This is a genomic window from Streptomyces rishiriensis (assembly GCF_030815485.1).
Classification (GTDB): Bacteria; Actinomycetota; Actinomycetes; order Streptomycetales; family Streptomycetaceae; genus Streptomyces; species Streptomyces rishiriensis_A.
Map to the genome: position 1 here is coordinate 7,501,263 of NZ_JAUSWV010000002.1, position 24,517 is coordinate 7,525,779.

Consider the following 24,517-nt stretch of genomic DNA (forward strand, 5'->3'; position numbering starts at 1 on the left):
CGTGCCGGCCCGCGGGAACCGTCCCTCACGGCGCCCGCCGGGCGTCACCCGGCGTCCTCGACGAGGTCCGCCGGGCCCACGCTCCCCGGCCCGGCGTGGCCGGACAGCGCCAGGGTGAGGTCGAACTCGGCGAGCAGACAGCGGATCACGTGCTCGACGCCCGGCTGCCCGTCCAGGCCGAGGCCGTAGACGTAGGGACGGCCCAGCAGCACCGCCCGCGCGCCGAGAGCGAGCGCCTTGAAGAGGTCGTCGCCGGTGCGCACCCCGCTGTCGAACAGCACCGTCAGCCGGTCGCCGACCGCCTGCGCCACCCGGGGCAGCGCGTCGGCGGCCGCGACCGAACCGGCGACCTGCCGGCCCCCGTGGTTGGAGACCACCACGCCGTCCATCCCGGCGTCGGCGGCCAGCCGGGCGTCGTCGGGGTGCAGGACCCCCTTGAGGACGATCGGCCCGTCCCAGTGCTCCCGCAGGAACGCCAGGTCCGGCCACGTCTTGCCGGGGTCCGCGAACAGGCCGACGAAGTGCAGGACGGCCGCGTTCGGGTCCTCGTGCACCGGTTTGGCCAGGCCCGCCAGGAAGGCCGGGTCGGTGAAGTAGTTGGCGGTCCCCACGCCGTGCAGGAAGGGCAGATAGGCCTGGTCGAGGTCGCGGGGCCGCCAGGCGAGGAGCGGGGTGTCCAGGGTGACGACGAGCACGGTGAACCCGCTCTCCCGGGCCCGCCGAAGAAAGCTGCGGTTCACCTCGCGGTCCTTGGACCAGTACAGCTGGAACCAGCGCTCGGCGTCCCCCATCGCCTCGGCCACCTGCTCGATCGGTGTGCTGGACGCCGAGGAGAGGATGAACGGCACCCCCTGCGCGGCCGCCGCCCTGGCCGCCGCGGACTCGGCCTCCGGATGCATGATCGACAGCACGCCGACGGGCGCGAGAGCGAGCGGCGCGGGCAGGGGACGGCCCAGCACCTCGACCGACAGGTCCCGCTCGTGCACGTCCCGCAGCATGCGCGGCACGATCCGACGGCGTTCCAGAGCCGCACGGTTCGCCCGTGCCGTGCTGCCGTTGCCCGCGCTGCCCGCCACATAGCCGACCGGGCCGGGCCCGAGGCGCTGCTCGGTGAGCTCCTCGAGCCGGGTCAGATCGGTGGGCAGCCGGGGGACCGCGCCCGTCATCCCGTTGAGATAGATCTCGTACTGGAAGTCCGCCCAGTGCTTCGCCATCCGTACGTCCCACCCTTCGCCGTGCCGTGGCCGACCTCGCCGTCGCAGGGCGACCATACCGGCGGGTCGGTGGCGGCGGTCAGGGGGTTCGGCCGACGGCCGGCCGGCCCGGACGGTACGGCGCGGGTACGCCGACGTGCGCGCCCGGACCGGTGAGCGGCGGTGCCGGAACCTCCATCGTCCTGGCCGACCGCGTCCCTGGAGACCCGTACGCCGCCCGGGGTCGGGCTACGGCCGCCGCAACGCGGGTGGAGCACGGCGACGACCAGGGACGGCGAGTCGACCAGGGACGGCGGTAGCCCGAGGCCTCCCGTTCGCCGGAACCGGCGCGACATGACCGCCGTCCGCGAACCGCTGCCCCCCGCCGCGTTCCACGGCGGTCGAAGACCTGGACGGCGGGGGACGTACCGCCACGCCGGGTGCGAAGCATGGGGCAGGCCCCCGACCAGCGGACGAGTCACCCTTGTTCTGCGTCGTCCGTGGACGAATCCGCCGCCTCTCCCTGAGCGCGACCGGCACCGGCACCGGCACCGGAGGGGGAGTCGGAACCGGAGCCGGTGTCCGCGTGGGGTCCCTGGGCCCGCACCCGCTGGACCTGTTCGAGGGAGTCGCGCAGCTCGGTGAGCCAGTCGTCGGTGTGGCGCTGGACAAGCCGGACGCACCAGGCGAGCGCGTCGCTGCGGCTGCGGGCCACGCCCGCGGCGATCAGGGTGTCGAGTACCTGGCGTTCGGGCTGCCGCAGCCGGCTCATGACGGGCGCGGCCACGTGCGTGAACAGCGCGCGCTGCCCATCGCACACCACACCCCAGGACACCTTGCGGCGGAACCGGTGCTCGGCGTCGCGCGCCACGGCGATCCGGGTCTCCCGGGTGCGCTCCCGGAACTCCTGGATCCGGGCGGTGACCGCCGCCTCCCGCTCGGCGGCCGACACGTCCTCGGCCGACCGGGGCGCGGGGATGCGGCCGATCACGGTGATCTCCTCCCGGTCGACCGTCACCTCGGCAGGCTCCTCGAAGAGGTCGTCGGGCAGACGGCCGGCGAACCAGCCCCTCAGCTTCTCTTTCTCTTCGGTCGTAATCATGTAATGACGATTACTCCGCTGGTACATGAACACAAGGGGCCGCGGAGAAGTCCGCCGAGAGCGGAAGCGAAGGGGTGTGCGGAGGGATCCGGGTGCGGGATCGGAATGTTTCAGGCCGATTAACGAAGCTATGCAAACCGGTCATCGAACCGATCAGAGGGATCATGAAGCGCTTGCTTTCGGCGTTGGAACGTTCGAATTCCGTTACTTCTCGCCACTGATTCAATACGCAAGGTTACTGAAACCCATGGGGTCGATGTGAGATTCGGCGGCGGACTCGGCAGACTCGCGCTCGCCGCGTTCGACACCGACCGAGCCGGACCGGCACACCGAATCGAGCGGAAGGATGCACACAATGCGGAACACCGCGCGCTGGGCAGCGACCCTCGGCCTCACGGCCGCCACCGTCTGCGGATCCCTCACCGGATCCGCGCTCGCCGCCCCGGCCGCAGCGCCGACCTCCCTCTACGCCCCGTCGGCCCTCGTGCTGACCGTGGGCCACGGAGAGAACGCCGCCACCGCCGACGCGGCCCGGGCCGTCACTTTGAACTGCGCTCCGGCGCCCTCCGGCACCCATCCCGCGCCCGCCCTCGCCTGCGCCGAACTGCGCGCCGCCGACGGCGATCTCGATGCCCTGGCGGGACCGGGTGACGCCATGTGTACGAGGCAGTACGACCCGGTGGTCGTCACCGTCGACGGCGTATGGCGGGGCAAGCGTGTCGCCTTCGAGCGCACCTTCTCGAACGAGTGCGTGAAGAACGCTGCCGGGAGCAGCCTCTTCGCGTTCTGAGACCGGGGTCGCGTGGTCCCCCGTGGACGCCGAGTAAGGCTCGTGAAGTGGGGAGTGCGAGCCGTCACACGGGAGCAGCGTGATCCCTTACCCGGAGGCCGGTCGGGCAGTGTGGGGCTGCCCGCCCGGCCTCCGGTGCACCTCGCCCGGGCGCAACGCGCCGGGCGGAACGTGCGGGGCAGGAGGTGCCGGGCGGAAGGTGCGGCGGAGTAGACGCCGGGCAGACCGTGCCGGGCGGAAGGCGCCGGAGGCCGGCTAGGACCGCTCCCGGTGGCTGGTGTCGCACCAGGGGTAGCGGCGACTGCGCCGGCAGGTGCACAGGGCGACCCGGAAGCGGTCGGAGGCGACCGTGGTGCCGTCCTCCAGTTCGACCTCGACCGGCCCCTCGACGAGGAGGGGGCCGCGGCGCTGGACGCTGATCCGGCAGGGCCTGTCAGCAGGGGAGTTCGGCACGGACGACCACCAGCTCCTCGTTCTCCTCGTCGGCCGACAGCAGCCCCCGCTCCCGCAGCCACTCCTCGCGCTCGCGCAGCACCGGACCGAACGGAATGCGACGACGTCGCGTCACGGACGCCTTCAGACCGGACGCGCGCAGGACCGTCAGGGTGCTCGCCGGATCGCTGAGCGCGGAGTGGACCATGAGCAGCACCCCGCCGGGCCGCAGCAGCTGGGGTGCCTCGACGCAGATCCGGTCGAGCAGGAGCCTGCCGTCGCCGCCACCGTCCCAGGCCCGGGCCGTTCCGCGGCCCGTACGGGCGCCGGCCGGCGCCGGCACGTACGGCGGGTTGGTCAGGATCAGGTCGAAGGACTGGCCGCGCACCGGCGTGAAGAGGTTGCCGCGGTGCACGCGCACCGGCAGCCGTTCACGCCAGGCGTTGAGGCGGGTGGAGTACACCGCGCGCCAGGACACGTCGACGGCGGTGACCCGGGTGCCGCGTCGTGCGGCCTCCAGCGCCAGCGCGCCGGTACCGGTGCCCACGTCGAGAACGTGGGCGCCCGGAAGCAACGGTTCTTCGGACAGTGCCCCGGCCAGCAGGGCGGTGTCCTCCTGAGGGGCGTACACGCCCGGGAGTGCGAGTGGGTTCACGGCGACCAAGTACCCCACCTTTCAGGAAATATGGGCTTTTACGCGATCGTTGAGCGGGGTACGCAAGGAGGACTCTCCCGCACGCCAGGCGGTGAGCAGGCGGGCGGCGAGACGGTCCTCCAGGTGTCCGGTGGCGTCGAGACCGAAGACGATGTCCGGGGCCAGGAAAGGTTCCTCGTCCAGCAGGCCGCCGATGACGTCGTGGCGCACGACCTGCTCGTGCACGGCGTCGGCCTCGACGTGCTCGTCGTAGAAGTGCTCGGCGGCGGGGCCGGCGTCCGCGCGGCGCATCGCCTGCGCGAGCCGCCGGGAACCGGGCGAGGAGGTGATCTCGACCGCCGCGAAGTGGCCCACGAGGGCGCCCCTGAGGGACCGGTGCAGGCCGAAGAGGGACATCAGGTTGACCGTGGCCAGCGTTTCGGCGCACGCGGCGTCCAGATAGCGGCCGTAGGTGGTGTCGAGGTCCAGGTCCGTCATCAGGTCCGCGAACAGCTGTGCGTGGACGCGGTCGGCTCGGCCGCCGCCCCACTCGTCGAACTCCACCGCGGCCATCGCCGCCTTGGCCCGGCCCCACAGCCTCGGCAGCACCCACGCGTGCGGGTCCGCCTCCTTCAGGTGGTACAGGGACCGCTGGGCCGCGTACTCGCGCACCTGCCACAACTCGCCCTGCGCCGCGAGGAAATGGCCTACGCCCGAGCCCTCGACGGGCTCGACGAGAAGCTCGGCGAGCGCATCCTCGACGGAGTCGTGGACCGGTGTGTCCTCGCGCAGGGCGGTCAGGAACCGGTGCTCCAGCGCGGCCCGCACCCGGAGCAGACCGGGATCCCACTCCAGGTCCGGGGCGACGCCCGCGAAACCCCGGTAGTGCAGCTCGTAGCAGAGGTAGAGGGCCAGCTGGAGGTCGTCGCCGTACGGGGTCGCGGACGCGACCGTCCGCGCGGCCGGGAGCGGGCCGGTGCCCGAGAGGTACCCGCGGACGGCCGCGGAGACCGGACCCCGGGCGGCCGGCAGCTGTGGCCCTGGTGAGTCATGTGCCATGCGTGGCGGGTACCCCGAAGGCGCCGGGTCACCCGTGGGACACCCCGGGTGGACCTGGGCATCGCCCGCGAGGTGGCGTGGCGAAACGTCCGCAAGGGCGCCGACCGGGCGTCTGCTGCCCGACCGCGCCCCCTCGGGACGCACGGCTCACCGGGCCGGCTCACGGGGGAGGGCGGTCATGGGCGGTCACCGGACGGGCGGGCCGTACGTCCGACCTGCTCGGCTCGCCCGTGCGTCGCCGGGCGGGCCGTCCGGCAGGCTGATCCGCCGGACGGCCGGTCCGCGACGGGTCGGGTCAGTCGCCCCGGGACTCCTCCTGGGCGCGCCGGTTGGTGGTCAGGGCGTCGGCCGCCCCTTGGGCTGGTGCCGCTCGCCCTCCGGGTCGTCGACACGGGTCTCGGCGTCCTCCACCTCCCGCATGACCTCCCCCAGTGCGGTACGGGGGCGGTCCTGGCCGGTCTCGAGGTGCTTGTCGTCATCGGGCACGGTGCGTTCCTTCCGCTGGGTTCCGCTCAATCGGCGGTCGGTGGTCGGTGGTCGGTGGTCGGTGGTCGGTAACAGGTGGTCGGTCGTCGGGGTCGGGGTGCGTGCCGGCCCGTGTGGTCAGGGCGTCCTCGGGGGCCGGAGGGGAGCCGCTTCGGCAGGTGCGGCGCGGGGCCGGAGGGTGCGCGACGGGGTCAGGGGCCGTGCTGGGCGAGGCGCAGGGGGACCGGCTCCGCGGGCGCCTCCTGCTCGTCGTCGATGAGCCGGGTGACCTCGGCCCACCAGGCCGGGCCGTCCTCCATGTGCCGCAGCATGACGCCCTCGCGGATCGCCCACGGGCAGACGGTGACCGAGGTCAGTCCGGTCAGCTTCATCGCCGTGTGCCCGATCACCGCGCCGGCCAGGCTCTGCGCGGCGCGCGGCGCGGAGATGCCGGGCAACCGGGCGCGTTCGGCGGCGGGCAGGGCGGCCAAAGTGGAGACGGCCTCGCGCAGGTCGGCACGGCGCAGGGTGCGGTCCATGAAGGGGCCGTGCCGTCCGGGGGCGGCACCGCACAGCCGGCCGAGCTGCTGGAAGGTGCGGGAGGTGGCCACCGCGGTACGGGGCCCCTCCCAGCGGATCCGGGCGGCCACGTCCCTGAGCTGGTGGCGGATCCTGCGCCGGGCCGCGCGGAGGGCCTCCGGGGGCGGCGGGTCGTGGTCGGTGAAGAAGTCATGGGTGAGCCGGCCCGCCCCCAGGGGCAGCGAGGCCACGAAGTCCGGCAACCGGCCCCGGCCGAAGGCCACTTCGAAGGATCCACCGCCGATGTCCAGCAGGGCGAGCGGCCCGCAGCGCCAGCCCATCCAGCGGCGGGCCCCGAGGAACGTCAGCTCCGCCTCCACTTCACCCGGCAGGGTGCACAGCGCGACGCCGGTCCGCGCCCGGACCGCGCGCAGCACCTCGCGTCGGTTGGGGGCCGAGCGCACCACGGCGGTCGCGAAGGCCAGCGGGCCCGCCGCTCCCCACTGGTCCGCGGTCCGGGCCGCCGCGGCGACGGCTCGGACGAGCCGCTCGACGGCTTCCTCCGGGATGGGGTCGCCGGGCGCGACCTGCTCGGAGAGTCTCAGCCGCCACTTGGCGGTGTGCACCGGCAGCGGGACCCCGCCCGCCGCGTCAGCGACCACCAGCCGCACGGTGTTCGACCCCACATCCAGCACGCTTATTCTCATGGACCGCGAGTACCCAGGGCTAAACCTCGCAATTCCCGGTCCCTCGGGGCGATGACGCGCAGGGGCCGCCGTCCTCGCGGACGGCGGCCCTCTCCCCGGTGCGGCTCCTGCGGGTCCGTCACATGTGGACCACCGGTGCCGCGTCCGCGTCCTGCTCCGGCACTCCGCGGCGGAAGAGCAGGAACGCGATGACCGCGCCCGCGGCGAAGAAGCCGGCCGACCACCAGAAGGCGGTGGTGTAGCTCTCGATGGTCGCCTGCGCCTGCACCAGCTTGTTCGCCGGGTTCTTCCCCACCAGGTAGTCGGCGGCGGCGCTCGCGGCCAACGTGTTCAGCAGGGCCGTACCGATCGAACCGCCCACCTGCTGCATGGCGTTGACCGTGGCGGAGGCCACGCCCGCGTCCTCGGCGGCGACCCCGCCGGTGGCCAGCTGCATGGCGGGCGGCATGACCAGGCCGAGGCCGACACCGATGATGACCAGCTGCGGCAGTACCGCGCTCAGGTAGTCGGAGCCGACGTCGATCCCGCTGAGCCAGGCCATGCCCACGGCGGCGATCGCGAAGCCCAGCGGGATGACCGCCTTCGGGCCCAGTCGCGGCACCAGGGCCGTGGTGCCGACCTGCGCCGCCACCATGAGCGCCCCGACCATCGGCAGGAACGCCACACCCGTCTTCGTCGGGCTGAAGCCCAGGTTCAGCTGGAGGTAGTAGGTGAGGAAGAGGAACACGCCGAACATGCCGGCGCCGGAGATCAGCACGGCCAGGAACGAGGCCGCCCGGTTGCGGTCGAGGAGGATGCGCAGCGGCAGCAGCGGGTGCGCGGCCCGCGTCTGCCACCAGGCGAAGGCCACGAGCAGCGCCCCGCCCGCGATCAGGAAGCCCCAGGTCTGCGGCGAGTCCCAGTCGTGGGTCTCCGCGTTGGAGAAGCCGAACACCAGGGAGAACAGACCCGCGGCGACCAGGACCGTACCCGGCACGTCCAGCTTGGAGTTCCGGGCGTCGCGGTGGTTGGACAGCAGCATCCAACCGCCCGCGAAGGCGACGACGGCGATGACCACGTTGACGTAGAGCGTCCAGCGCCAGTCGAGCGCGTCGGTCAGGATGCCGCCGAGGAGCAGGCCCACCGCGCCGCCCGCGCCGGCGATGGCGCCGTAGACGCTGAACGCCTTGGCGCGTTCCTTGGCGTCGGTGAACGTGGTGTTGAGCAGCGAGAGCGCGGCGGGCGCGAGGAGCGCGCCGAAGGCGCCCTGGAGCGCGCGGGCGGTGACCAGCATCTCGAAGTTGGTGGCGGCACCGCCCAGGGCGGAGACGGCGGCGAAGCCGACGACCCCGATCAGGAAGGCCGTCTTACGGCCGAAGAGGTCGGCTATCCGGCCGCCGAGCAGCAGCAGGGAGGCGAACGCCAGCGCGTACGCGGTGACGATCCACTGCCGGTTGCCGTCGGAGAAGCCGAGGTCCGCCTGGGCCGAGGGCAGGGCGATGTTCACGATGGTGGCGTCGAGGACCACCATCAGCTGGGCCAGGGCGACGACCGCGAGGATCCACCACTTCTTGGTGGATTCCGCGGACGGCCCCTGGTCGGCGCCCGTGCGGGTGCCGTCCGTCAAGGTCTTCGGAGACATGGGGAACCACTCCAGGGACGTGAAGGCAAAGGACACGTAAACGAAACGGTTTCGTACACATCGAGGCTAGACCAGTTTCAGCGAAACGGCAAAGTTTCGTTAGTGAGGGTGTTCAGGCACGGCCTCCGAACGGCCCGGGAGCGGCCGACGACCTCGCCGGCCGCTCCCGGACCGCACGGGTTCTTCAGGCCAGCTGGCGCCGCACCAGTTCGTGCAGACGGCCACCGGTGTCCGCGAGGAGCTGGGCGGGCGGGCCCTGCTGGGCGACCTTGCCGTTCTCCATCACCACGACCCGGTCGGCGTCCATCACCGTCGACAGACGGTGCGCGATCACGACCCGGGTCGCGTTGAGCTTGCGGGTGCTCTCGATCACCGTGCGCTGCGTCTCGTTGTCGAGGGCGCTGGTCGCCTCGTCGAAGAACAGGATGCGGGGCCGTCGGATCAGGGCCTGGGCGATCATGAGCCGCTGACGCTGGCCGCCCGAGACCGACCCGCTGCCGGAGACGATCGTGTGCAGTCCCATCGGCATGCGCTTGATGTCCTCGGCGAGGCCGGCCAGCTCGGCGGCCGCCATCGCCTCCTCCGGCGTGTAGGCCTCGGTGCCGCAGATGACGTCCAGCAGGGAGCCGGTGAACGGCTGGGCGTGCTGGAGCACCACCCCGCACTGCCGGCGCACCGCCGACTGGTCGAGGGCCGCCAGATCCTGGCCGTCGTACAGCACACTGCCCGAGACCGGCTTGTCGAAGCCGATGAGCAGCCTCAGCAGGGTCGACTTCCCGCACCCGCTCGGGCCGACGATCGCCACGAACTCGCCCGGCCGCACCTCGAAGGAGACGTCGTCGAGGACGAGGGGGCCGTCGTCGGAGTAACGGAAGGAGAGCCGACGGGCCTCGAGCGCGCCGGTCAGCGGGCCGGGGCGGGTGTTCGCCGTGCGGACCTCCGGCGTCGCCTCCAGCACCGGCCGGATCTCCTCGAACAGCGGCAGCGCGGCCACCGCAGAGACGAACGCGCCGGTCAGTGAGGTCACCGAGGTGAGCAGCATCGTCATGGAGGTGTTGAAGGTGAGGAAGTCCGCCGCCGACAGCGCCCCCCGGGCCGGACCCGCCAGCAGCATGAACATCAGCAGGGAACACAGCGGCAGATACACCGAACCCAGCACCGTGCTGAGGTTCTTGATCCGGCCGAGGCGCTGCTGGAGCTCGCGGCTGCGCGCGAACTGCGCCGCCCAGGCCGCGTACGCGTAGTTCTCGGCGGCCGCCACCCGCAGCTTCGGCAGCCCCCGCAGGGTCTGGAACGCCTGGTTGTTGAGCTTGTTGGAGAGCACCACGAGCCGCCGCTGCCAGCGCACCTGCCACAGCCCGAGCGCCAGGAACACGGACGCGATGACGACCAGCATGCCGATCGCGGCGAGGGCCATCGGCACGCTGTACCAGAGCAGCAGCCCCAGGTTCATCGCGCCGACGGTGACGGACTGCGCGACCGAGGGACCGAGTCCCGCCAGCAGCCGGCGGATCGCGCTGATGCCCATGGCGGCACTCGCCAGCTCGCCCGTGGAACGCTCGGCGAAGAACTTCGTCGGCAGCCTGAGCAGCCGGTCCCACACCGCCGGCTGGAGGGTCGCCTCGATCCGGCCCTCCAGGCGCAGCATGGTCAGGTTCTGGAGCAGCATGAACGCCGCCGCCACCACGCCGCTGACCATCACCGCCAGGCACACCTGCACGATCAGCCCCTGCTGCGCCTTCGGCACGTACTCGCCCAGCACCTTCCCGGTCGCGATCGGCACCAGCGCTCCGATCACCACCGTCACCAGCCCGCTGAGCAGCAGGTTCGTCAGGTCCCCCGCCGTGCCCCGCATGCTGAACCGCAGCAGGCCGAGGGGGCCGGGGCCCTGTTCCGGCAGCGGACGGTAGAACATGACCGCCCGCGGCTCGAACTCCTGCGCGTTGGCCTTCTCGACCGGGGTCTCGCGCCCGGTCGCGGGATGCACGGCGACATAGCCGCCGCGCCGCCACAGCAGTGCGACCGGCGCCCCGGACAGCGCCCGGTGCCCGACCAGCGGCCCCACGTCGTCCCGCCACCAGCGGCCGTCCAGACGCACCGCCCGGGCGCGCACCCGGGAGGCGAGGGCGACCCGTTCGACCGGGTCGAGACGCTCGCTGTCCGCGCCCATCTGCGCGGGTTCGGCGAGGGTGATCCCGGCGGCCCGGGCGACGAGCCTGCAGGCCGCGTAGGTGGCGTCGGCGTCGGCGGCCGTGGCGCGCCGGTCCGTGCTCCTGCCGTTGCGGTCGCCTCTGCCGCCCTTGCCGATCGACGCCAGAAGCGTCCGGTCGGCCTGGGCGCGGACCGCCTCGCCCGCCTTGATCCCGGCGGCCGTGCGGGTCTCGTGGGTGTGCTCCAGCTGTTCGATCCAGCGGTCCAGCGTGGTCAGCAGCCGGTACTGCTGGTCGACCATGCTCTGCCACACCACGGGGTCCATCAGCAGGTCGGCGGCCGCCTCCGCGCCGTACAGCGAGCCGTACTGCACGCTGCCCGGCGGCACCTGCATCCAGAACACGTCGTCGTCCCCCGTGCCCGAAGGAACTCGCCCCGGGGTGCCCCCGCCTTCCGTCCCCCGCTCGGTGGCCATCGGCGCCTGGAAGAGGATCGACAGGCCGCGGCCGACGCCGAGGGCGAGCGCGTACTCCAGCGGGCTCGAAGTCGGCGGCACGTACTGGGGGTTGCCGTACTCGTCGTAGGACCAGGTCTCGGTGTTCGCGGGCTGGTACAGCTCACGCAGCCCGACGCGGTGCACGACACAGTCGCGCAACGGGCGGGCGACGAGGGTGTGGTGGGGGCCGGTGACCGGACCGAGCAGCAGGGCGCCCGCCTCCAGGCGGCCCAAGTGGTGCCAGTGGCCCTGCTGTCCGGCGTCCACCGCGAACAGGTCCAGCGCGCCCGACGCGACGAGCCACAGCACCTGCGGCCCCTCCAGGTCCAGGCGGCTGAACCCGGCGCAGTCGATCCGCGCGCCCAGCTGCCCCAGCGCGGTGAGCACGACATCGCCCTCGGACACGGCAGTCATCTCATCGCTCCCTGACCAGCGCCGCGTACGAGCCGCCGCGCGCCACCAGTTCCTCGTGCCGCCCGCGCTCCACGACCGTGCCGTGCTGCAGTACGACGATCTCGTCGCTGTCACGGACCGTGCTGAGCCGGTGCGCGATCACCACGCACGCGCAGCCGCGCCGGCGCAGGTTGTCCATCACGACCTGCTCGGTCTCCGCGTCCAGCGCGCTGGTCACCTCGTCCAGCACGAGGATGCTGGGCCGGCGGACCAACGCCCGCGCGATCTCCAGACGCTGACGCTGACCGCCGGAGAAGTTGCGGCCGTCCTGCTCGACCCTGCTGTGGATGCCGCCGGGCCGCCGCATCACCGTGTCGTGGAGCGCCGCGTCCCTGAGCGCGTCGACGACGGCGTCGTCCGGGATCGAGGGATCCCACAACGCCACGTTGTCCCGTACCGAGCCCTCGAAGAGGAACACCTCCTGGTCGACGAAGGACACGGAGGAGGCGAGCGCCCCGCGCGGGATGTCCTCCAGACGCTGCCCGTCGACGCGGATCACGCCCTCCCAGGGCGTGTACAGACCCGAGATGAGCCGGGACACCGTCGACTTGCCGCTGCCCGAGCCGCCGACCAGCGCCACCTGCTGTCCCGGCCCGACGGCCAGGTCGAAGCCGGTCAGCAGCGGCTTGTCCAGCGGGCTGTAGCCGAAGGTGATGTTCTCCAGCTCGATATGACCGTGCAGCCGGCGCGTGGAGTCGGCGCCGGAGCGGCGGTCGTAGAGCGGGTCGGCGCGGAAGTTCTCCACGTCCTTGAGCCTGGCCACGTCCGCCGCGAAATCCTGGATACGGCCCGCGACCCCGTTGAGGCGGGTCAGCGGGGCGGTGAAACGGGTGACCAGCGCCTGGAAGGCGACCAGCAGCCCCACCGAGATGTGGCCCTCGATCGCCCGCATGCCGCCGATCCAGAGGATCAGCGCGCTGTTGAGCGTCGCGAGCGTCGGCGCGACCACGCCCAGCCAGGCGCTCGGCACCCCGAGCCGCTGCTGCTCCTCCAGCGTGGTGGCGTGCTGTCCGGCCCACTTGCGGAAGTAGCCCTCCTCGCCGCCGGTCGCCTTCATCGTCTCGATCAGCTGAAGCCCGGTGTACGCCGTGTTGGTGAGCCGGGCGTTGTCCGCGCGCAGCTTCGCCGTCCGGGTCGCGCGCAGCCGGACGACGATCCGCATCGCGACGATGTTCAGCAGCGCCACGCCGATCCCGACGAACGTCAGCTGCGGATCGTAGGTGTAGAGGAGGACCGCGTACAGGACGACGACGATCGCGTCCACGCCCGCCGACGCCAGGTCGCGGGCCAGCGTCTCGGCGACCGCGTCGTTCGACTGGAGCCGCTGGACCAGGTCGGCCGGGCTGCGCTGGGAGAAGAAGGTGACCGGCAGCCGCAGCAGATGGCGCAGGAAGCGGGCGCTGGAGAGGGTCGAGGAGATGATCCGGCCGTGGTGCAGGTTGGCCTGCTGCAGCCAGGTCAGGGCCACCGTGAGGGCCACGCACGTGCCCATCGAGACGAACAGCACGCTCAGCAGCGAGGTCTGCCGACCGATCAGGAACATGTCGATGTAGGTACGGCTGAGCGCCGGCACGGCCGCACCGACCAGGACCAGCAGCAGACTCGCCAGCACGGCCGCCGGCAGGGTGCCCGCGGTGCCCCGCAGCCGGGCCGGCATCGCGCCCAGCACCCCCGGTCTGCGGCCGCCCCGCTCGAAGTCCTCGCCCGGTTCCAGCACCAGCACGACACCGGTGAAACTGCCGTCGAAGTCCTCGAGCGGCACGAAACGCCGGCCCTTGCCGGGGTCGTTGATGTACACGCCGCGGCGGCCGAAGCAACGGCCGAGGCCCTCGTAGACGACGTAGTGGTTGAACTCCCAGAAGAGGATCGCGGGCGACTTCACCCCAGCGAGGGCCGCCAGGTCCATCTGCATGCCCTTGGCCGTGAGGCCGTAACCGCGGGCCGCTTTCAGCAGGTTGCTCGCCCGCGAGCCGTCCCGGGAGACACCGCAAGCGATGCGCAGCTCCTCCAGCGGGATGTGCCGTCCGTAGTGCCCGAGGACCATGGCGAGCGAGGCCGCCCCGCACTCCACGGCCTCCATCTGGAGCACGGTGGGCGTGCGGACGGTCTTCGTCCGGCTCTTGGGGACCGTGCGCCGCGGTGGTGCCGCGCGCCGCCGGGTCCGCGGCCGCTCGGTGGTGGTCACGGGAGCAGCCAATCGACGGGACGCTGGTCGGCCAGCCGGATCGAACCGGTGGCCATGGTCATGGAGGTGAGGGCGAACGGCGGTCCGTCCGCGGACGACCACGCGTAGCCGCTCTTCGTCGCCGAGGACCTGTCCAGGCGGACCAGGACCGCCACCGGGCGGCCGTCCTTCGTGAACTGCTCGCCCAGCTGGCTGTCACCGAGGAACGCGGCGATCGCCTGGGCCGACTGGGCCGCGCGGTCCACCGACTTCACGTGTCCGCGCAGCACGCCGTACTGCTGCGTCGGCACCGTCTGCACCGTCAGGTCGACCGCCGCGCCCGACGGGACGGAGGCGGCGTTCTCGGCGGGGACGTACACCGTGGCGTAGAGCGGGTCGTCGGCGCCGGCGACCTTCTCCACCGCGGCGACGTTCGCGCCGGTGGAGATGATCTGCCCGATGGTCGCGGCGAGCGCGGTGATCCGGCCGGCGGCCACTGTGCGCACCACGGCGTCGCCCTGCGCCGTACGCACCTTCAGCACCGGCGAGCCGGCCGGCAGCCGCTCGCCCTCCTTCGCGAGGACCGCGGTGACCTGGCCCGCGGCGGGACTCTGGAGGATGTAGCTGCCCTCGCCGTGGGTGAGGACGGCGGGCGCGCTCACCGTGGAGGCGACCGAACCGGTCACCGCCCACACGGAAGCGGCCGCCATGACGACCACCGTCACGGACAGCGCCAGCCAGCCCTGAGGGCGCGCGAAACGCACCGGCAGGTCGAGTTCCTCCGGCGACTGGAGCTTGGCAAGGGCCTGTTGGCGGAACTGCACGGGCCTACCTCGGAAGTTCAGGGCGCCGATGAGTCCCGGAGCCGGGTGCCGGCTCCGGGACTCATCGGGGTCACGAAGGGTGCGATCAGAGACCGGCGACCAGGTTGGTGACCGGGGCCGTGTTCAGGCCGGTGACGCCCTCGACGGTGCCGACCACCGTGTTGACCAGGCCGGAGACCGGGGCGACGCCGTCCACCAGGCCGGTGACGGTGCCGACGGCGTTCAGGGACAGACCGCCGGAGACGTTGTCCAGCTCGGCGTCGGAGATCTCGACGGTCTCAACCTGGGGGGTGGAGTTCATGGGGGAACATCCCTTCACATGGATATCTCATCAGGGGGGAGCGGCCCCCTCTGGGGACAGATGACGGCCGCGAGCACGGGCACCGGGCACCCGTTTCCGGGAGACCGCGATGACCCTGCGGTGCGATGGATCAAAGCAGGTCCGTGGTCGGCGCAGCCAATCAATCACCGCGCTCACCTGGGAAGTCGTGTCAGGAGAGCGGGAACGGTGCAGGCGCGCCCACTGCTTGTCGGCGACTTCTTCACACCATGGGCGGGATTGGCCCGGACGAGCGCCGGGCGCTGTCGCGGCGAATCCGACACTCCCGCCCCAAAGGCGTGGCGGGCGCCGAGCAGTTGTGCAGAACCCTTGCTCGCGGTGACCCGCTTGGGCATTCGGTGTGCAGATTCTCCGCAGCGGGGATTCGGCCGACGATCCTCGACGGAGCGTCATCGGTCGAACACGTCACGTGCCGGCCGGTGGGCGCCGGTCCGGAAGGCACATAGCCGCCGCACAGATCGGCAACCGCTTCCGGAGGCCGGGCCTCCTCCGTACCGCTCGGTTCAGGACATCCGAATCGGACATCGTCCGCTGGAACGAAGTCGGCCGGCCCTCCGTCTTCCTGCTTCCGGGGCCGGGCGGACGGCCGGGGCGGCGACCGCGGCAGCCCGGCTCGCGGCCGCCGCCGACGGCCGCTCCGAAAGTCCTCCGACCTCCCGATCGGGCACCCCTGACCAGGCAGGAGGCCGAACGGGCGGTGCCCGTCGGCGACTTCGGCGAACAGGTGCGGGGCGAGCGCCCGCAGCGCGGAGCCGACCCGAAGGATCCTGTCGGCTTCGGTGGTCGTCATCGCCTTATGGGCGAATGTTTCCGGGGCCGTGAGGTCGGACTCCGGTCATGGCCGATTCAGGTTTGAGCAAAGGAAGTTGGCAATCGCGATTGAACGCACCCCGTGACCCCTGCGTACTCATGGCCAACCAGGCGCCGCTGTACGGAGCTGCCGGACCCCGGCAGCCAGACCCCGTCCCCCAGGAGGTCGAGTTTTTTGAGTCACAAGCGAGTTACGAAGCGCAAGGCCATCATCGCGGCAGGCGGTGTGGCGGCGCTCGGAGCGGCGGCCATCCTGCTTCCCAACGCCAACGCCTCCCAGGACGGCGGCTCCCAGGACGCCGCCACGGTGAAGACGCTCAAGGCGGGCGACGCCTCGGATCTCGCGTCCCAGCTCGCGAAGCAGCTCGGTGACGCCTTCGCCGGTTCCTACTACGACACCGAGGGCCAGCAGCTGGTCGTCAACGTCGTGAACGTCTCCGGCGACGAGAACAACGTCATCGTGCAGGCGAAGAAGGCCGGGGCCAAGGTCCGCGAGGTCGAGAACAGCACGGCCGAACTCGAGGCGGCCGCCAAGACGCTGAAGACCGAGGCGACCGTCACGGGCACCGCGTGGGCCGTCGACCCGAAGACGAACAAGATCCTCGTGACCGCCGACTCCACCGTCACCGGCAGCAAGTGGGACCGGATCGAGTCGACCGTCAAGACACTCGGCACGGGCATGGCGACGATCCAGAAGGCGGCCGGCACCTTCACGACGAAGGTCGCCGGCGGCGACGCGATATTCGGCGGCGGGGCCCGCTGCTCCCTCGGCTTCAACGTGACGGCGGGCGACGGATCCCCGGCCTTCCTGACGGCCGGTCACTGCGGCGTCGCGGCCGAGCAGTGGTCCGACTCCGAGGACGGCGAGCCGATCGCCACCGTCGACCAGACGACCTTCCCCGGGGACGGCGACTTCGCGCTCGTGAAGTACGACGACCCCGCCACCGTGGCCGCGAGCGAGGTCAACCTCGGCGACCAGACCCTCCAGATCACCGCGGCCGCCGAGGCGACGGTCGGCACCCAGGTCTTCCGGATGGGCAGCACCACCGGTCTCAACGACGGTCAGGTTCTCGGCCTCGACGCCACCGTGAACTACCCCGAGGGCACCGTCACGGGCCTCATCCAGACCGACGTCTGCGCCGAGCCCGGCGACAGCGGCGGCTCGCTCTTCACCCAGGACGGCCTCGCCATCGGCCTGACCTCGGGCGGCAGCGGCGACTGCACCGTCGGCGGCGAGACGTTCTTCCAGCCGGTGACCACCGCGCTCGCGGCGGTCGGCGCGACGCTCGGCGACGGCGGTGTCGGCGCCGGTGACGCGGTCGGCGGCGAGGAAGCCGGCGCGGGGGCCGTCGACGAGAACGGTGACGGCATCGACGACCAGACCGGCGAGGCGATCGTGGGCGGTGGCGGGGAAGCCGGCGCCGGTGCGGTGGACGAGAACGGTGACGGCATCGACGACCAGACCGGCGAGGCCATCGTGGGCGGTGGCGGGGAAGCCGGCGCCGGTGCGGTGGACGAGAACGGTGACGGCATCGACGACCAGACCGGCGAGGCCATCGTGGGCGGCGCCGACGAGGCCGGCGACGGCCAGGACGGGGCCGGCGACGGCCAGCAGGACGGCTCGGGTGTGAACGAGTCGCACTGACCCCGCAGCACCTGAACGGTCCGGCCCTCCGGCGGGGGCCGGACCGTTCGTGTCCGCGTCCGCGGACGATTCTCAGCCGTCTTCCCGGGCCCGCAGCAACAGCAGCGCGACGTCGTCCATCCGCTCGTCCGCCGCGGCGTAGTGACCCACCAGCTCGTCGGCCAGCTCCGCCAGCGGACGGTCCCCGGCCTCGCCGAGCCGCCGCCCCAGGTCGGCGATCGCGTCCTCGATGTCCACCCCCGGCGTCTCGATGAGCCCGTCGGTGTAGAGGGCGAGGACACAGCCCTCGGTCAGCTCGACCTCCGTCGTCGGATACGTCGCCGAGCCGTCGATACCCAGCAGCGGACCGCCCGCGAGGTCGAGGACCCGCACCCGGCCGTCCGCCCGGCGCAGCAGCGGCGGGGGATGCCCGGCCCGCGCCATGACGGCCCGCCCCCGGGCCGGATCCAGCCGCAGGTACAGACAGCTCGCGAACAGGTCGGAGCCCAGGTCGATCAGCAGCCGGTTGGTGCTGCGCATGACCTCCGCCGGCTCCTGCCCCACCGTGGTGTAGGCGCGGACGGCGGTGCGGATCTGCCCCATCAGCCCGGCCGCGGTCACGTTGTGTCCCTGCACGTCCCCGATCACGGCCGCCGCGTGCGGGTGCGAGGGCACCAGGTCGTAGAAGTCCCCGCCGATCTCCATGCCCCGCGTGGCGGGCAGATAGCGGGCGGTCGCCTCGATGCCGGGCAGCGACGGCAGCGAGTGCGGCAGCAGCGCAGCCTGCAGCCCGTGCGCCAGCTGGTGTTTGACGTCGTAGAGCAGGGCACGGTCCAGGGCCTGCGCGATCAGCCCGGCGAGGCTGGTCAGCACCGCGCGCTCGTGCGTGGAGAACACGTGCGGTTCGGCGTAGGCCAGCACACAGGCCCCCACCGGGCGGCCGGAGGCGATCAACGGCAGGAAGGCCCAGGCGGCGAAGCCGTCGGGGGTGGCGTGCCGGGCCGGGTACAGGCGCTCCAGGTCCTGCCGGGAGTCGAAGAACGCCGGGACGCCGTGGGCGGCCGCGTGCGCGCCCGGCGTCGGGGAGGACAGCGGCGTCCGGTCGAACCGCTCCACGACGTGCGGGTCGGGGTATCCGTGGTGCCCCAGCACGTGCAGCCGGCCGCCGTGCGCGCCGAGCAGCGCCAGAGCCTGACTGCCCACCGCGGGTGCGATCTCGTCCGCCACCAGCCCCACCACGTCCTGCACGCTCACCGTCTCGGTGAGCGCCCCGGCCATGCTCAGCGCCTGTGACATCGACACCAGCCGGGTCGGCGCGTCGCCCGAGCGGGGATCGGCCGGGCTCATCTCCGACACCGCCCGGGCCCGGCTGATCCGCACGCTGATCCCGGTGGTGTCCGGGTACAGCCGGAACGACAGCCACTGCGAGGGCGGGCGCAGCGCCACGAAGGAGGTGGCCTCGTGGCTGAGCAGCGCGGCCCGGTAGCGCTCCTCGTACAGGGGATCGTTCAGCCAGGGAACCGCCGCCCACAACTGCGACCCGAGCAGCCCGCCCACCGGGACGCCGAGCAGTTGGGAGGCCGCCTCGTTGGCGAAGCCGACCCGTCCGCTCACGTCGATCGAGCACATTCCGTACGGGAGCCGCGCCACCATCCGTGCCGCCTCGAGCGTGCCGAGCGCGTCGGCGAAACCGCCCAGTGGGCCGGTGTCCAGCACATCGGTCTCGGCCCGCACCGAACGGTTCGTGGACGCGGCGCGCTCCAGCCGCAGCGCGAGCCGCTCGCAGGCGGCCGTGAGCTCCTGTCGCTCCCGGTCGGAGAGTTCCGGCGGGTGCGAGCCGGGCCAGGTGACGTAGACCGCGCCGTACACCCGGGTCTCGGTCAGCACCGGCAGCGCGGCCAGCGCGAAGGGATAGGGCAGCACGACGGCGATCCGCGGATAGCGGCGGGCCATGTCCTCCACCCCGCCCACCCACACCAGCCGCCGCTCGCGCACCGCTTCGGCGACCGGGATCGGCGCGCTCAGCCCCACCCGCTCCCAGGGCGCCACGAAGGACCGCGGCAGCCCCGCCGTCACGGCCATCTCCAGCAGCGGCTCGTCGCCCGGACGCAGATACACGGCGCCCGAGTGCGCGCCGACGGCGTCCATCATCGACGTCAGCGCCAGTGAGAGCAGCGGCTGGCCGACCGGCGCACAGACGGTCGCAGGCGCCTGACCGGACGACTTCTGCCCGTCCGACACGGCGACCACCTCCTCGCCCGGTGCCGCCCGAGCCTCAGGGTCCAAATCTGCCCCCTGGCGGCCCGGCGCGCACGGCGAGCGGCCCGCCCGCCGAAAGCTGCCGCGGTACCCCGTCGGGCCACCCTCATGCCTCCTCGTCCGAAGCGCGCGACGGCGTACGGGCGCCCCGCGTGCGCCCCCGCGCATCCCGATGGCCGGATCTTCGCGCTGAGAAACGGTCCCGGAGCCGAAGAATGGGCACGCGTTCACCACCACGGACAACACCACGGACAACACCACGGAACCGGCGTACGGCGACAGCTGAAGGGGCGGCAGTGATCCGGGTACTACTGGTGCACGACGCGTGTCTGGTCAGATCGGTCCTCGCACAGTGGCTTTCCAGGGAACCCGATCTCCGGGTGGAGGACGTCCCCTGGCGCAGCGCGGCCGGCCGCGTCGGGGCGGTGCGACCGGACGTGTGCGCGGCGGATCTCGACTGTTCCGACTCCTACGGCCTTCCGCCCCTGGGCGACCTGTGCCCGCGCGGCGGCGGCCCGATGCCGCCGCGGCTGCTGGTCCTCGCCAGCGCGCACCGGCCGGGCCTGCTGAAACGGGCCCTGGAAGCGGGGGCGCTCGGCTACGTCGACAAGGCGGGCTCGCCGGAGCAGTTGCTGCGCGGCATCCGGAAGGTGGCCCAGGGTGAACGTTTCGTCAATGATTCGCTGGGCTTCGGCTTCCTCAAGGCCGCGGAGATGCCGCTCACCCGTCGGGAGCTGAGCGTGTTAACCCTCGCCGCCGAAGGCGCCTCCGTCGCGGAGATCGCCGGGAACCTGCATCTGTCCCACGGGACCGTGCGCAACTACATGGCGGCGATCACCCGCAAGACCGGCGCCCGCAACCGGGTCGACGCCATCCGCATCTCCCAGGGGCAGGGCTGGCTGTGAGCCGCCCCCCGTCGCCGCCCGAGCATTCCCTGCTCCCTCTGCTCCCTCGGCTTCCCGAGGGTCTCCCGCGTCTCCTGTTTCCCCCGCCTCCTCCCAGCCGCCGACGAGATCGCGGTACAGGGCACAGCGGCGCAGCACCTCGTCGTGAGTGCCGTACGTGGTCCGCGGCCCGTCCATGACCAGCACCCGGGCGGCGCGCCGGGCCGAGCCGATGCGGTGGGCGACGACCACCAGGGTGCCGCCCGGCCGGGCGGCGAAGGCGTGCTCGGCGCGGGCCTCCGCCTCCTGGTCCAGATGGCTGGTCGCCTCGTCCAGGAGGGCGAGCGGGGCGTGCGACAGGTACGCGCGGGTGAGGGCGATCAACTGGCGCTCGCCGGCCGACAGCACCGCCGGATCCACCGGCGCCGCCGGTCCGCCCAGCGCGTGGAGCAGCGGGGTCAGCCCGACCGCCTCGGCCGCGGCGAGGAGTTCCTCCTCGGGCACGGGATCCGCCCGCAGGTGCGTGAGGTTCTCGCCGAGGGTGGCGCTGAACACGTACGCCTCCTGCGGGATGAGCACGCGCTGAGCGGCCGCGGCGCCGCTCGGCACCGGCCGCCCGCAGACGCGTATCGCCCCGCGCACCGGCTCCAGCAGCCCGGCGACCAGCCCGGTCAGGGTGGACTTCCCGACCCCGCTCGGACCCACGACGGCCAGATGCGCCCCCTGGGGCAGGGTGAGCGTGAGGCCGTCGACGACGGGTGCGCAGGCGGGACCGTAGGCGAAGGTGAGGGAGGTCAGGGAGAGGGCGGGAGGGCCGGTGGCGGGGACACGTCCGGGGGGCGGGCAGCGGTCGGCGGTCGAGCGGCCCGGGGTTTCGCGGGGCCGGGGCAGAGCCGGGCCGGTGCTTTTCGGTCGCCCTGTCGCGGGTGCTTGCTGTGGGTCGGGGGAGCACTGTGGGTCGGGGGAGCACTGTGGGTCGGGGGAGTCCTGCGGGCCGGGCGGTCGCTGTCCTTCGGGGCACGGGTCGTTCCGGGGCACCGTCAACTCACCGCCGTCGGCCGGAAGTTCCGGAGCCTCGCCGGGCGGTGCCAGCCTCCGCAGGACGACCGTCAGCCGGGAGCCGCTCGTGCCCAGACCGTGGACCAGGGCGGTCAGGGCCGGGAGCAGCGACTGGGTGACATAGGCGAGCGCGCCGACGAGGGCGCCGGGCGTCACACCGTGGTCCAGGAGCCAGGGAGCGCAGGCCAGCAGCAGGACCAGCGGCAGATGGCCGCCGAGCGCCAGGCACGCCACCCGGGCCACGCCCCAGTGGGCCAGGGCGCGGGCCGCGCGCAGCTCGGCGTCGACGAGTGCGCCGGTGTCCAGGGCGATCCGGTCCTCCGCGCCGGCCGCCGTGACGTCCCGCAGCCCCGGGCAGACGACGCCCAGGTGCCCCGCCAGTGCTTCGTCGGCGGCGAGGAACTCCTCCTGCCGTCGTGCCAGCGGACGCAGGGTCACCGCGAACAGGCCCACACCGGCGGCGAGCGGCGGCACGACCACCAGCAGGAGCCGCGGCGCGAGCGCGCTCAGCCCCACCAGCGCGCCGGCTGACGTGAACACGAACGAGCGCGAGACCATCACCAGGCCCGCGAAACTGTCCCGCGCGATCTCCACCTGCTGGGTGAGCCCGGACAGCGCTCCGCCGTCCGCCTCCCGTACCCCCCGGCGCACCACCCGGGTGACCAGCCGGTCCCGCAGGGGTTCCACCAGCGCGGCGACCGCCCCGTACACCCGCCCGGTCCCGTAGGCGCCCACGAGCACCCCGAGCCCGGCCACCGCGAGCCATCGCAGTCCCGCCTCGGACCGCCCGGCCAGGAATCCGTCGTCCAGCGCGCGCGCCACCGCGTATCCGAGCAGGAAGGTCTGCCCGGTCTCCAGCACCGACCAGCCCACGAGCCGCCACAGGGCCCGCCGCCGGCCGAGCAGGAAGCGCAGTCCCCTGACCCGCAGCCCGTTCGCGCCGGCCGCCCGGTTCACCGCCGCGCCTCCGGGCCTGCCTCGGCCTCCGGCCGCGCACCGGCTCCGGCCTCCTCGGCCGGCCCGAACACCGCCCGGTACCCGGCCCGCAGCCACAGCTGGTCATGCGTTCCCACCGCCCGCACCCGGCCCCCGTCCAGCCAGGCCACCGTGTCGGCGCGGGCGGCCGTGGAGGCGCGGTGGGCGACCACCAGCCGGGTGGCGGCCGTGGCGCGGCCGAACACGGACCGGGTGACCTGGCGTTCGGTGATCGTGTCGAGGCTGGAGAGGGCGTCGTCGAGGATGAGGAGCCGGCCGCCGTGGGCGAACGCCCGGGCCAGGCCGAGACGTTGGGCTTCACCGCCGGAGTACGGGGCGTGCGCGCAAGGTGTGGCGTAGCCGTCGGGCAGACGGCGGACGAACTCGTCGGCGCAGGCCGCGCGGGCGGCCTCGCGGACCCGGGCGGGCGAGGCGCGGCCGAGGGAGACGGTGTCCTCGATCGTCGTGCCCAGCAGGGCCGGGCGGTCGAAGGCCTGGGCGATCGCGGCCCGCAGTTCGGCCCGGGGGAGGGCGGGCAGCGGCACGCCGTCCAGCAGGACCTCGCCGTCGTCCGGGTCGGTGAGCCTGCCCGCCAGCGCGGCCAGGAGCGACTTGCCGGCGCCCGAGCGGCCCACCAGGGCCAGGGTCGTGCCGCCCGGCACCACCAGGTCGACGCCGTCCAGCACCGTACGGCCGCCGCGGCGGGCGGTCACGCCCCGCAGTTCGAGCCGGCCCGGGCCTTGGTGCGGCAGGCGGCGGTCACCGTGGGGGGGAGCCGGTTCCGTCAGGACCTCGCCGAGGCGGGCGGCCGCCGTCCGGGCCCTGACCAGGCCGGAGAGCTGTCCGACCAGCACGCCGACGCCGGTGGCGAGGACCGCGTAGCGGGACGCGGCGAGGACGTCGCCCGGCGACAGCCGGTGCCGGGTGAGCAGCAGGCCCGCGACGGCGACGACCCCGAGGTGCAGCAGGGGCGCCACCGCGGTCGCCTGCGCCGCGGCCCGGCCCTGGACCTGCCACATCCGCCGGCCCGCCCGGGACAGGTCGGGCAGCGGCCGCAGGATCCGCGCGGTGTCCCGCGCCGCCGTGCCCGCCGCGCGGATCGTGCGGGCCCCGCCGACCGCCTCCGTGAGCGCGGCCGCGATGCGCCCCTGGGCCCGCTGGTAGTCCGCCACGCACGCCGAGGTGTCCCGGGCGAGGGACCGCAGCAGGAGGGTCAGGACCGGCGCACCGGTCAGGAAGACGGCCGCGAGCCACGGGTCGACGACGGCCAGCGCGGCCACCGCGCCGACGGGGCCGGCGAGTGCGGCCGGCAGCGCGGCCCGGGTATGGGGCGCCGTACCGGCCTGGGCGGCGCTGCCGACGACCCGCGCGACGAGGTCCCCGGCGCCGAAGCGGGCCGTGGCACGCGGGCCCACGGCCAGGACGTGGCCGGTGACCCGGCGGCGCAGGAACGCGGTGGACCGGGCGTCGAGCGTGCCGCCGAGGACGGTCTCGCACGCGTCGAGCAGGGTCAGCAGCAGGGCGAGCCCCGCGCAGCACAGCACCCAGCGGGTCGCGGGGGAGTGGGTGAGCAGCAGGTCCAGGGCCCGGCCGAGGGCCGCGGGCAGCAGCAGTGCGGCGCCGGTCGACGCCACGCCCACCAGAGCCAGGGCCGCGCAGCGGGATCCGCTGTGCCGGGTGGCCGCGCCGAGCAGCTCACCGGTCGTCCGGTCCATCGGCATCCTGCTCCCGCGCTTTTATCGGAGGTATGGGGGAGGACGGGCCCGGGCGGCCCCTCCCTGGGGAGCGGACCGCCCGGAACCTTCAGCGTGTCGTGCGTGTCAGAGACAGAGCAGAACGCTGGCCGCGCTGATGCAGGACAGCAGGCTCACGGTGCTGTTGCCGCCGCCGCCGCTGGTGTGCTCGTCGGATTCCATCGTCTGAAGGTCGAGCAGGGCCATGGTGTGTCCTCTCATC

18 protein-coding genes and 1 pseudogene are annotated in these 24,517 nt (G+C 73.2%); 3 read left to right on the forward strand and 16 right to left on the reverse strand.

Translation table 11 applies throughout. The features are described 5' to 3' along the window. Positions 1-44: 44 nt before the first annotated feature. Complete coding sequence (locus tag QF030_RS35770; RefSeq protein WP_307166702.1) at positions 45-1,214, reverse strand: lactate 2-monooxygenase; 1,170 nt, start codon at positions 1,212-1,214, stop codon at positions 45-47. A 457-nt stretch (positions 1,215-1,671) separates the two neighbouring features. Next, positions 1,672-2,295, reverse strand: coding sequence for a hypothetical protein (locus QF030_RS35775; protein WP_307166703.1), 624 nt, complete (start codon positions 2,293-2,295; stop codon positions 1,672-1,674). 355 nt (positions 2,296-2,650) lie between these two features. Here QF030_RS35775 and QF030_RS35780 point away from each other — a divergent pair, with 355 nt between their 5' ends. Further along, positions 2,651-3,085, forward strand: coding sequence for a protease inhibitor (locus tag QF030_RS35780; RefSeq protein WP_307166704.1), 435 nt, complete (start codon positions 2,651-2,653; stop codon positions 3,083-3,085). Positions 3,086-3,340: 255 nt separating this feature from the next. Here the strand turns inward: QF030_RS35780 and QF030_RS35785 are convergent, their stop codons facing one another. From QF030_RS35785 to QF030_RS35830, 10 genes are all read right to left on the reverse strand, one after another. Beyond that, positions 3,341-3,538: a CDGSH iron-sulfur domain-containing protein gene (locus QF030_RS35785; RefSeq protein ID WP_307166705.1), complete on the reverse strand. Its 198-nt coding sequence runs from the start codon at positions 3,536-3,538 to the stop codon at positions 3,341-3,343. Beyond that, on the reverse strand, positions 3,519-4,181 hold the full coding sequence (locus QF030_RS35790) for a HemK2/MTQ2 family protein methyltransferase (RefSeq protein WP_307166706.1): 663 nt from the start codon (positions 4,179-4,181) through the stop codon (positions 3,519-3,521). Before QF030_RS35790 ends, QF030_RS35785 begins: the two co-directional genes overlap by 20 nt. A 12-nt stretch (positions 4,182-4,193) precedes the next feature. Continuing rightward, a complete protein-coding gene (locus tag QF030_RS35795) occupies positions 4,194-5,210 on the reverse strand; it encodes an iron-containing redox enzyme family protein (RefSeq protein ID WP_307166708.1) in 1,017 nt (338 codons plus the stop codon). A gap of 336 nt (positions 5,211-5,546) precedes the next feature. Continuing rightward, positions 5,547-5,696 carry a hypothetical protein gene (locus QF030_RS35800; protein WP_307166709.1) on the reverse strand — a complete coding sequence of 50 codons (150 nt, stop codon included), beginning with the start codon at positions 5,694-5,696 and terminating at the stop codon, positions 5,547-5,549. Between the two features lie 191 nt (positions 5,697-5,887). After that, complete coding sequence (locus QF030_RS35805; RefSeq protein WP_307166710.1) at positions 5,888-6,901, reverse strand: Ppx/GppA phosphatase family protein; 1,014 nt, start codon at positions 6,899-6,901, stop codon at positions 5,888-5,890. Positions 6,902-7,019: 118 nt separating this feature from the next. After that, positions 7,020-8,522, reverse strand: coding sequence for an MFS transporter (locus QF030_RS35810; RefSeq protein WP_307166711.1), 1,503 nt, complete (start codon positions 8,520-8,522; stop codon positions 7,020-7,022). A gap of 184 nt (positions 8,523-8,706) precedes the next feature. Next, on the reverse strand, positions 8,707-11,583 hold the full coding sequence (locus QF030_RS35815; protein WP_307166712.1) for an NHLP bacteriocin export ABC transporter permease/ATPase subunit: 2,877 nt from the start codon (positions 11,581-11,583) through the stop codon (positions 8,707-8,709). 1 nt (position 11,584) lies between these two features. Then, positions 11,585-13,807 carry an NHLP family bacteriocin export ABC transporter peptidase/permease/ATPase subunit gene (locus tag QF030_RS35820; protein WP_307166713.1) on the reverse strand — a complete coding sequence of 741 codons (2,223 nt, stop codon included), beginning with the start codon at positions 13,805-13,807 and terminating at the stop codon, positions 11,585-11,587. Continuing rightward, positions 13,804-14,610 (reverse strand): HlyD family efflux transporter periplasmic adaptor subunit, encoded by an 807-nt coding sequence (locus QF030_RS35825; protein WP_307166714.1) that lies wholly within the window; start codon positions 14,608-14,610, stop codon positions 13,804-13,806. Before QF030_RS35825 ends, QF030_RS35820 begins: the two co-directional genes overlap by 4 nt. Positions 14,611-14,695: 85 nt before the next feature. Beyond that, positions 14,696-14,911: a hypothetical protein gene (locus tag QF030_RS35830; RefSeq protein WP_062643340.1), complete on the reverse strand. Its 216-nt coding sequence runs from the start codon at positions 14,909-14,911 to the stop codon at positions 14,696-14,698. A gap of 1,024 nt (positions 14,912-15,935) precedes the next feature. On the opposite strand from QF030_RS35830, the gene QF030_RS35835 reads away from it, so the two are divergent. Next, positions 15,936-17,405 carry a S1 family peptidase gene (locus QF030_RS35835; RefSeq protein ID WP_307166715.1) on the forward strand — a complete coding sequence of 490 codons (1,470 nt, stop codon included), beginning with the start codon at positions 15,936-15,938 and terminating at the stop codon, positions 17,403-17,405. Positions 17,406-17,477: 72 nt separating this feature from the next. Here the strand turns inward: QF030_RS35835 and QF030_RS35840 are convergent, their stop codons facing one another. Beyond that, positions 17,478-19,634: a SpoIIE family protein phosphatase gene (locus tag QF030_RS35840; RefSeq protein WP_307167811.1), complete on the reverse strand. Its 2,157-nt coding sequence runs from the start codon at positions 19,632-19,634 to the stop codon at positions 17,478-17,480. Positions 19,635-20,161: 527 nt separating this feature from the next. On the opposite strand from QF030_RS35840, the pseudogene QF030_RS35845 reads away from it, so the two are divergent. Continuing rightward, a pseudogene (locus QF030_RS35845) lies at positions 20,162-20,464 on the forward strand (LuxR C-terminal-related transcriptional regulator); the annotation flags it as partial. On the opposite strand, the gene QF030_RS35850 reads toward QF030_RS35845, so the two are convergent. The 3 genes from QF030_RS35850 to QF030_RS35860 form a co-directional block, all read right to left on the reverse strand. Further along, positions 20,387-22,543, reverse strand: coding sequence for an ATP-binding cassette domain-containing protein (locus tag QF030_RS35850; protein WP_307166716.1), 2,157 nt, complete (start codon positions 22,541-22,543; stop codon positions 20,387-20,389). The pseudogene QF030_RS35845 and the gene QF030_RS35850 sit on opposite strands and share 78 nt — an antisense overlap. Next, the gene (locus QF030_RS35855) at positions 22,540-24,282 is read right to left on the reverse strand and encodes an ATP-binding cassette domain-containing protein (RefSeq protein WP_307166717.1); all 1,743 of its coding nucleotides are present in this window, start codon (positions 24,280-24,282) and stop codon (positions 22,540-22,542) included. The genes QF030_RS35850 and QF030_RS35855 overlap by 4 nt, the downstream gene beginning before the upstream one ends. Before the next feature lie 99 nt (positions 24,283-24,381). Next, positions 24,382-24,501, reverse strand: coding sequence for a SapB/AmfS family lanthipeptide (locus QF030_RS35860; protein ID WP_307167812.1), 120 nt, complete (start codon positions 24,499-24,501; stop codon positions 24,382-24,384). Positions 24,502-24,517: the final 16 nt, after the last annotated feature.

Excerpts from the sequence above, each read along its gene's own strand:
- QF030_RS35775 (WP_307166703.1), bottom strand. The coding sequence starts at position 2,295 with ATGATTACGACCGAAGAGAAAGAGAAGCTGAGGGGCTGGTTCGCCGGC.
- QF030_RS35815 (WP_307166712.1), bottom strand. The coding sequence starts at position 11,583 with ATGACTGCCGTGTCCGAGGGCGATGTCGTGCTCACCGCGCTGGGGCAG.
- QF030_RS35830 (WP_062643340.1), bottom strand. The coding sequence starts at position 14,911 with ATGAACTCCACCCCCCAGGTTGAGACCGTCGAGATCTCCGACGCCGAG.
- QF030_RS35860 (WP_307167812.1), bottom strand. The coding sequence starts at position 24,501 with ATGGCCCTGCTCGACCTTCAGACGATGGAATCCGACGAGCACACCAGC.
- QF030_RS35770 (WP_307166702.1), bottom strand. The coding sequence starts at position 1,214 with ATGGCGAAGCACTGGGCGGACTTCCAGTACGAGATCTATCTCAACGGG.
- QF030_RS35780 (WP_307166704.1), top strand. The coding sequence starts at position 2,651 with ATGCGGAACACCGCGCGCTGGGCAGCGACCCTCGGCCTCACGGCCGCC.
- QF030_RS35795 (WP_307166708.1), bottom strand. The coding sequence starts at position 5,210 with ATGGCACATGACTCACCAGGGCCACAGCTGCCGGCCGCCCGGGGTCCG.
- QF030_RS35805 (WP_307166710.1), bottom strand. The coding sequence starts at position 6,901 with ATGAGAATAAGCGTGCTGGATGTGGGGTCGAACACCGTGCGGCTGGTG.
- QF030_RS35810 (WP_307166711.1), bottom strand. The coding sequence starts at position 8,522 with ATGTCTCCGAAGACCTTGACGGACGGCACCCGCACGGGCGCCGACCAG.
- QF030_RS35855 (WP_307166717.1), bottom strand. The coding sequence starts at position 24,282 with ATGCCGATGGACCGGACGACCGGTGAGCTGCTCGGCGCGGCCACCCGG.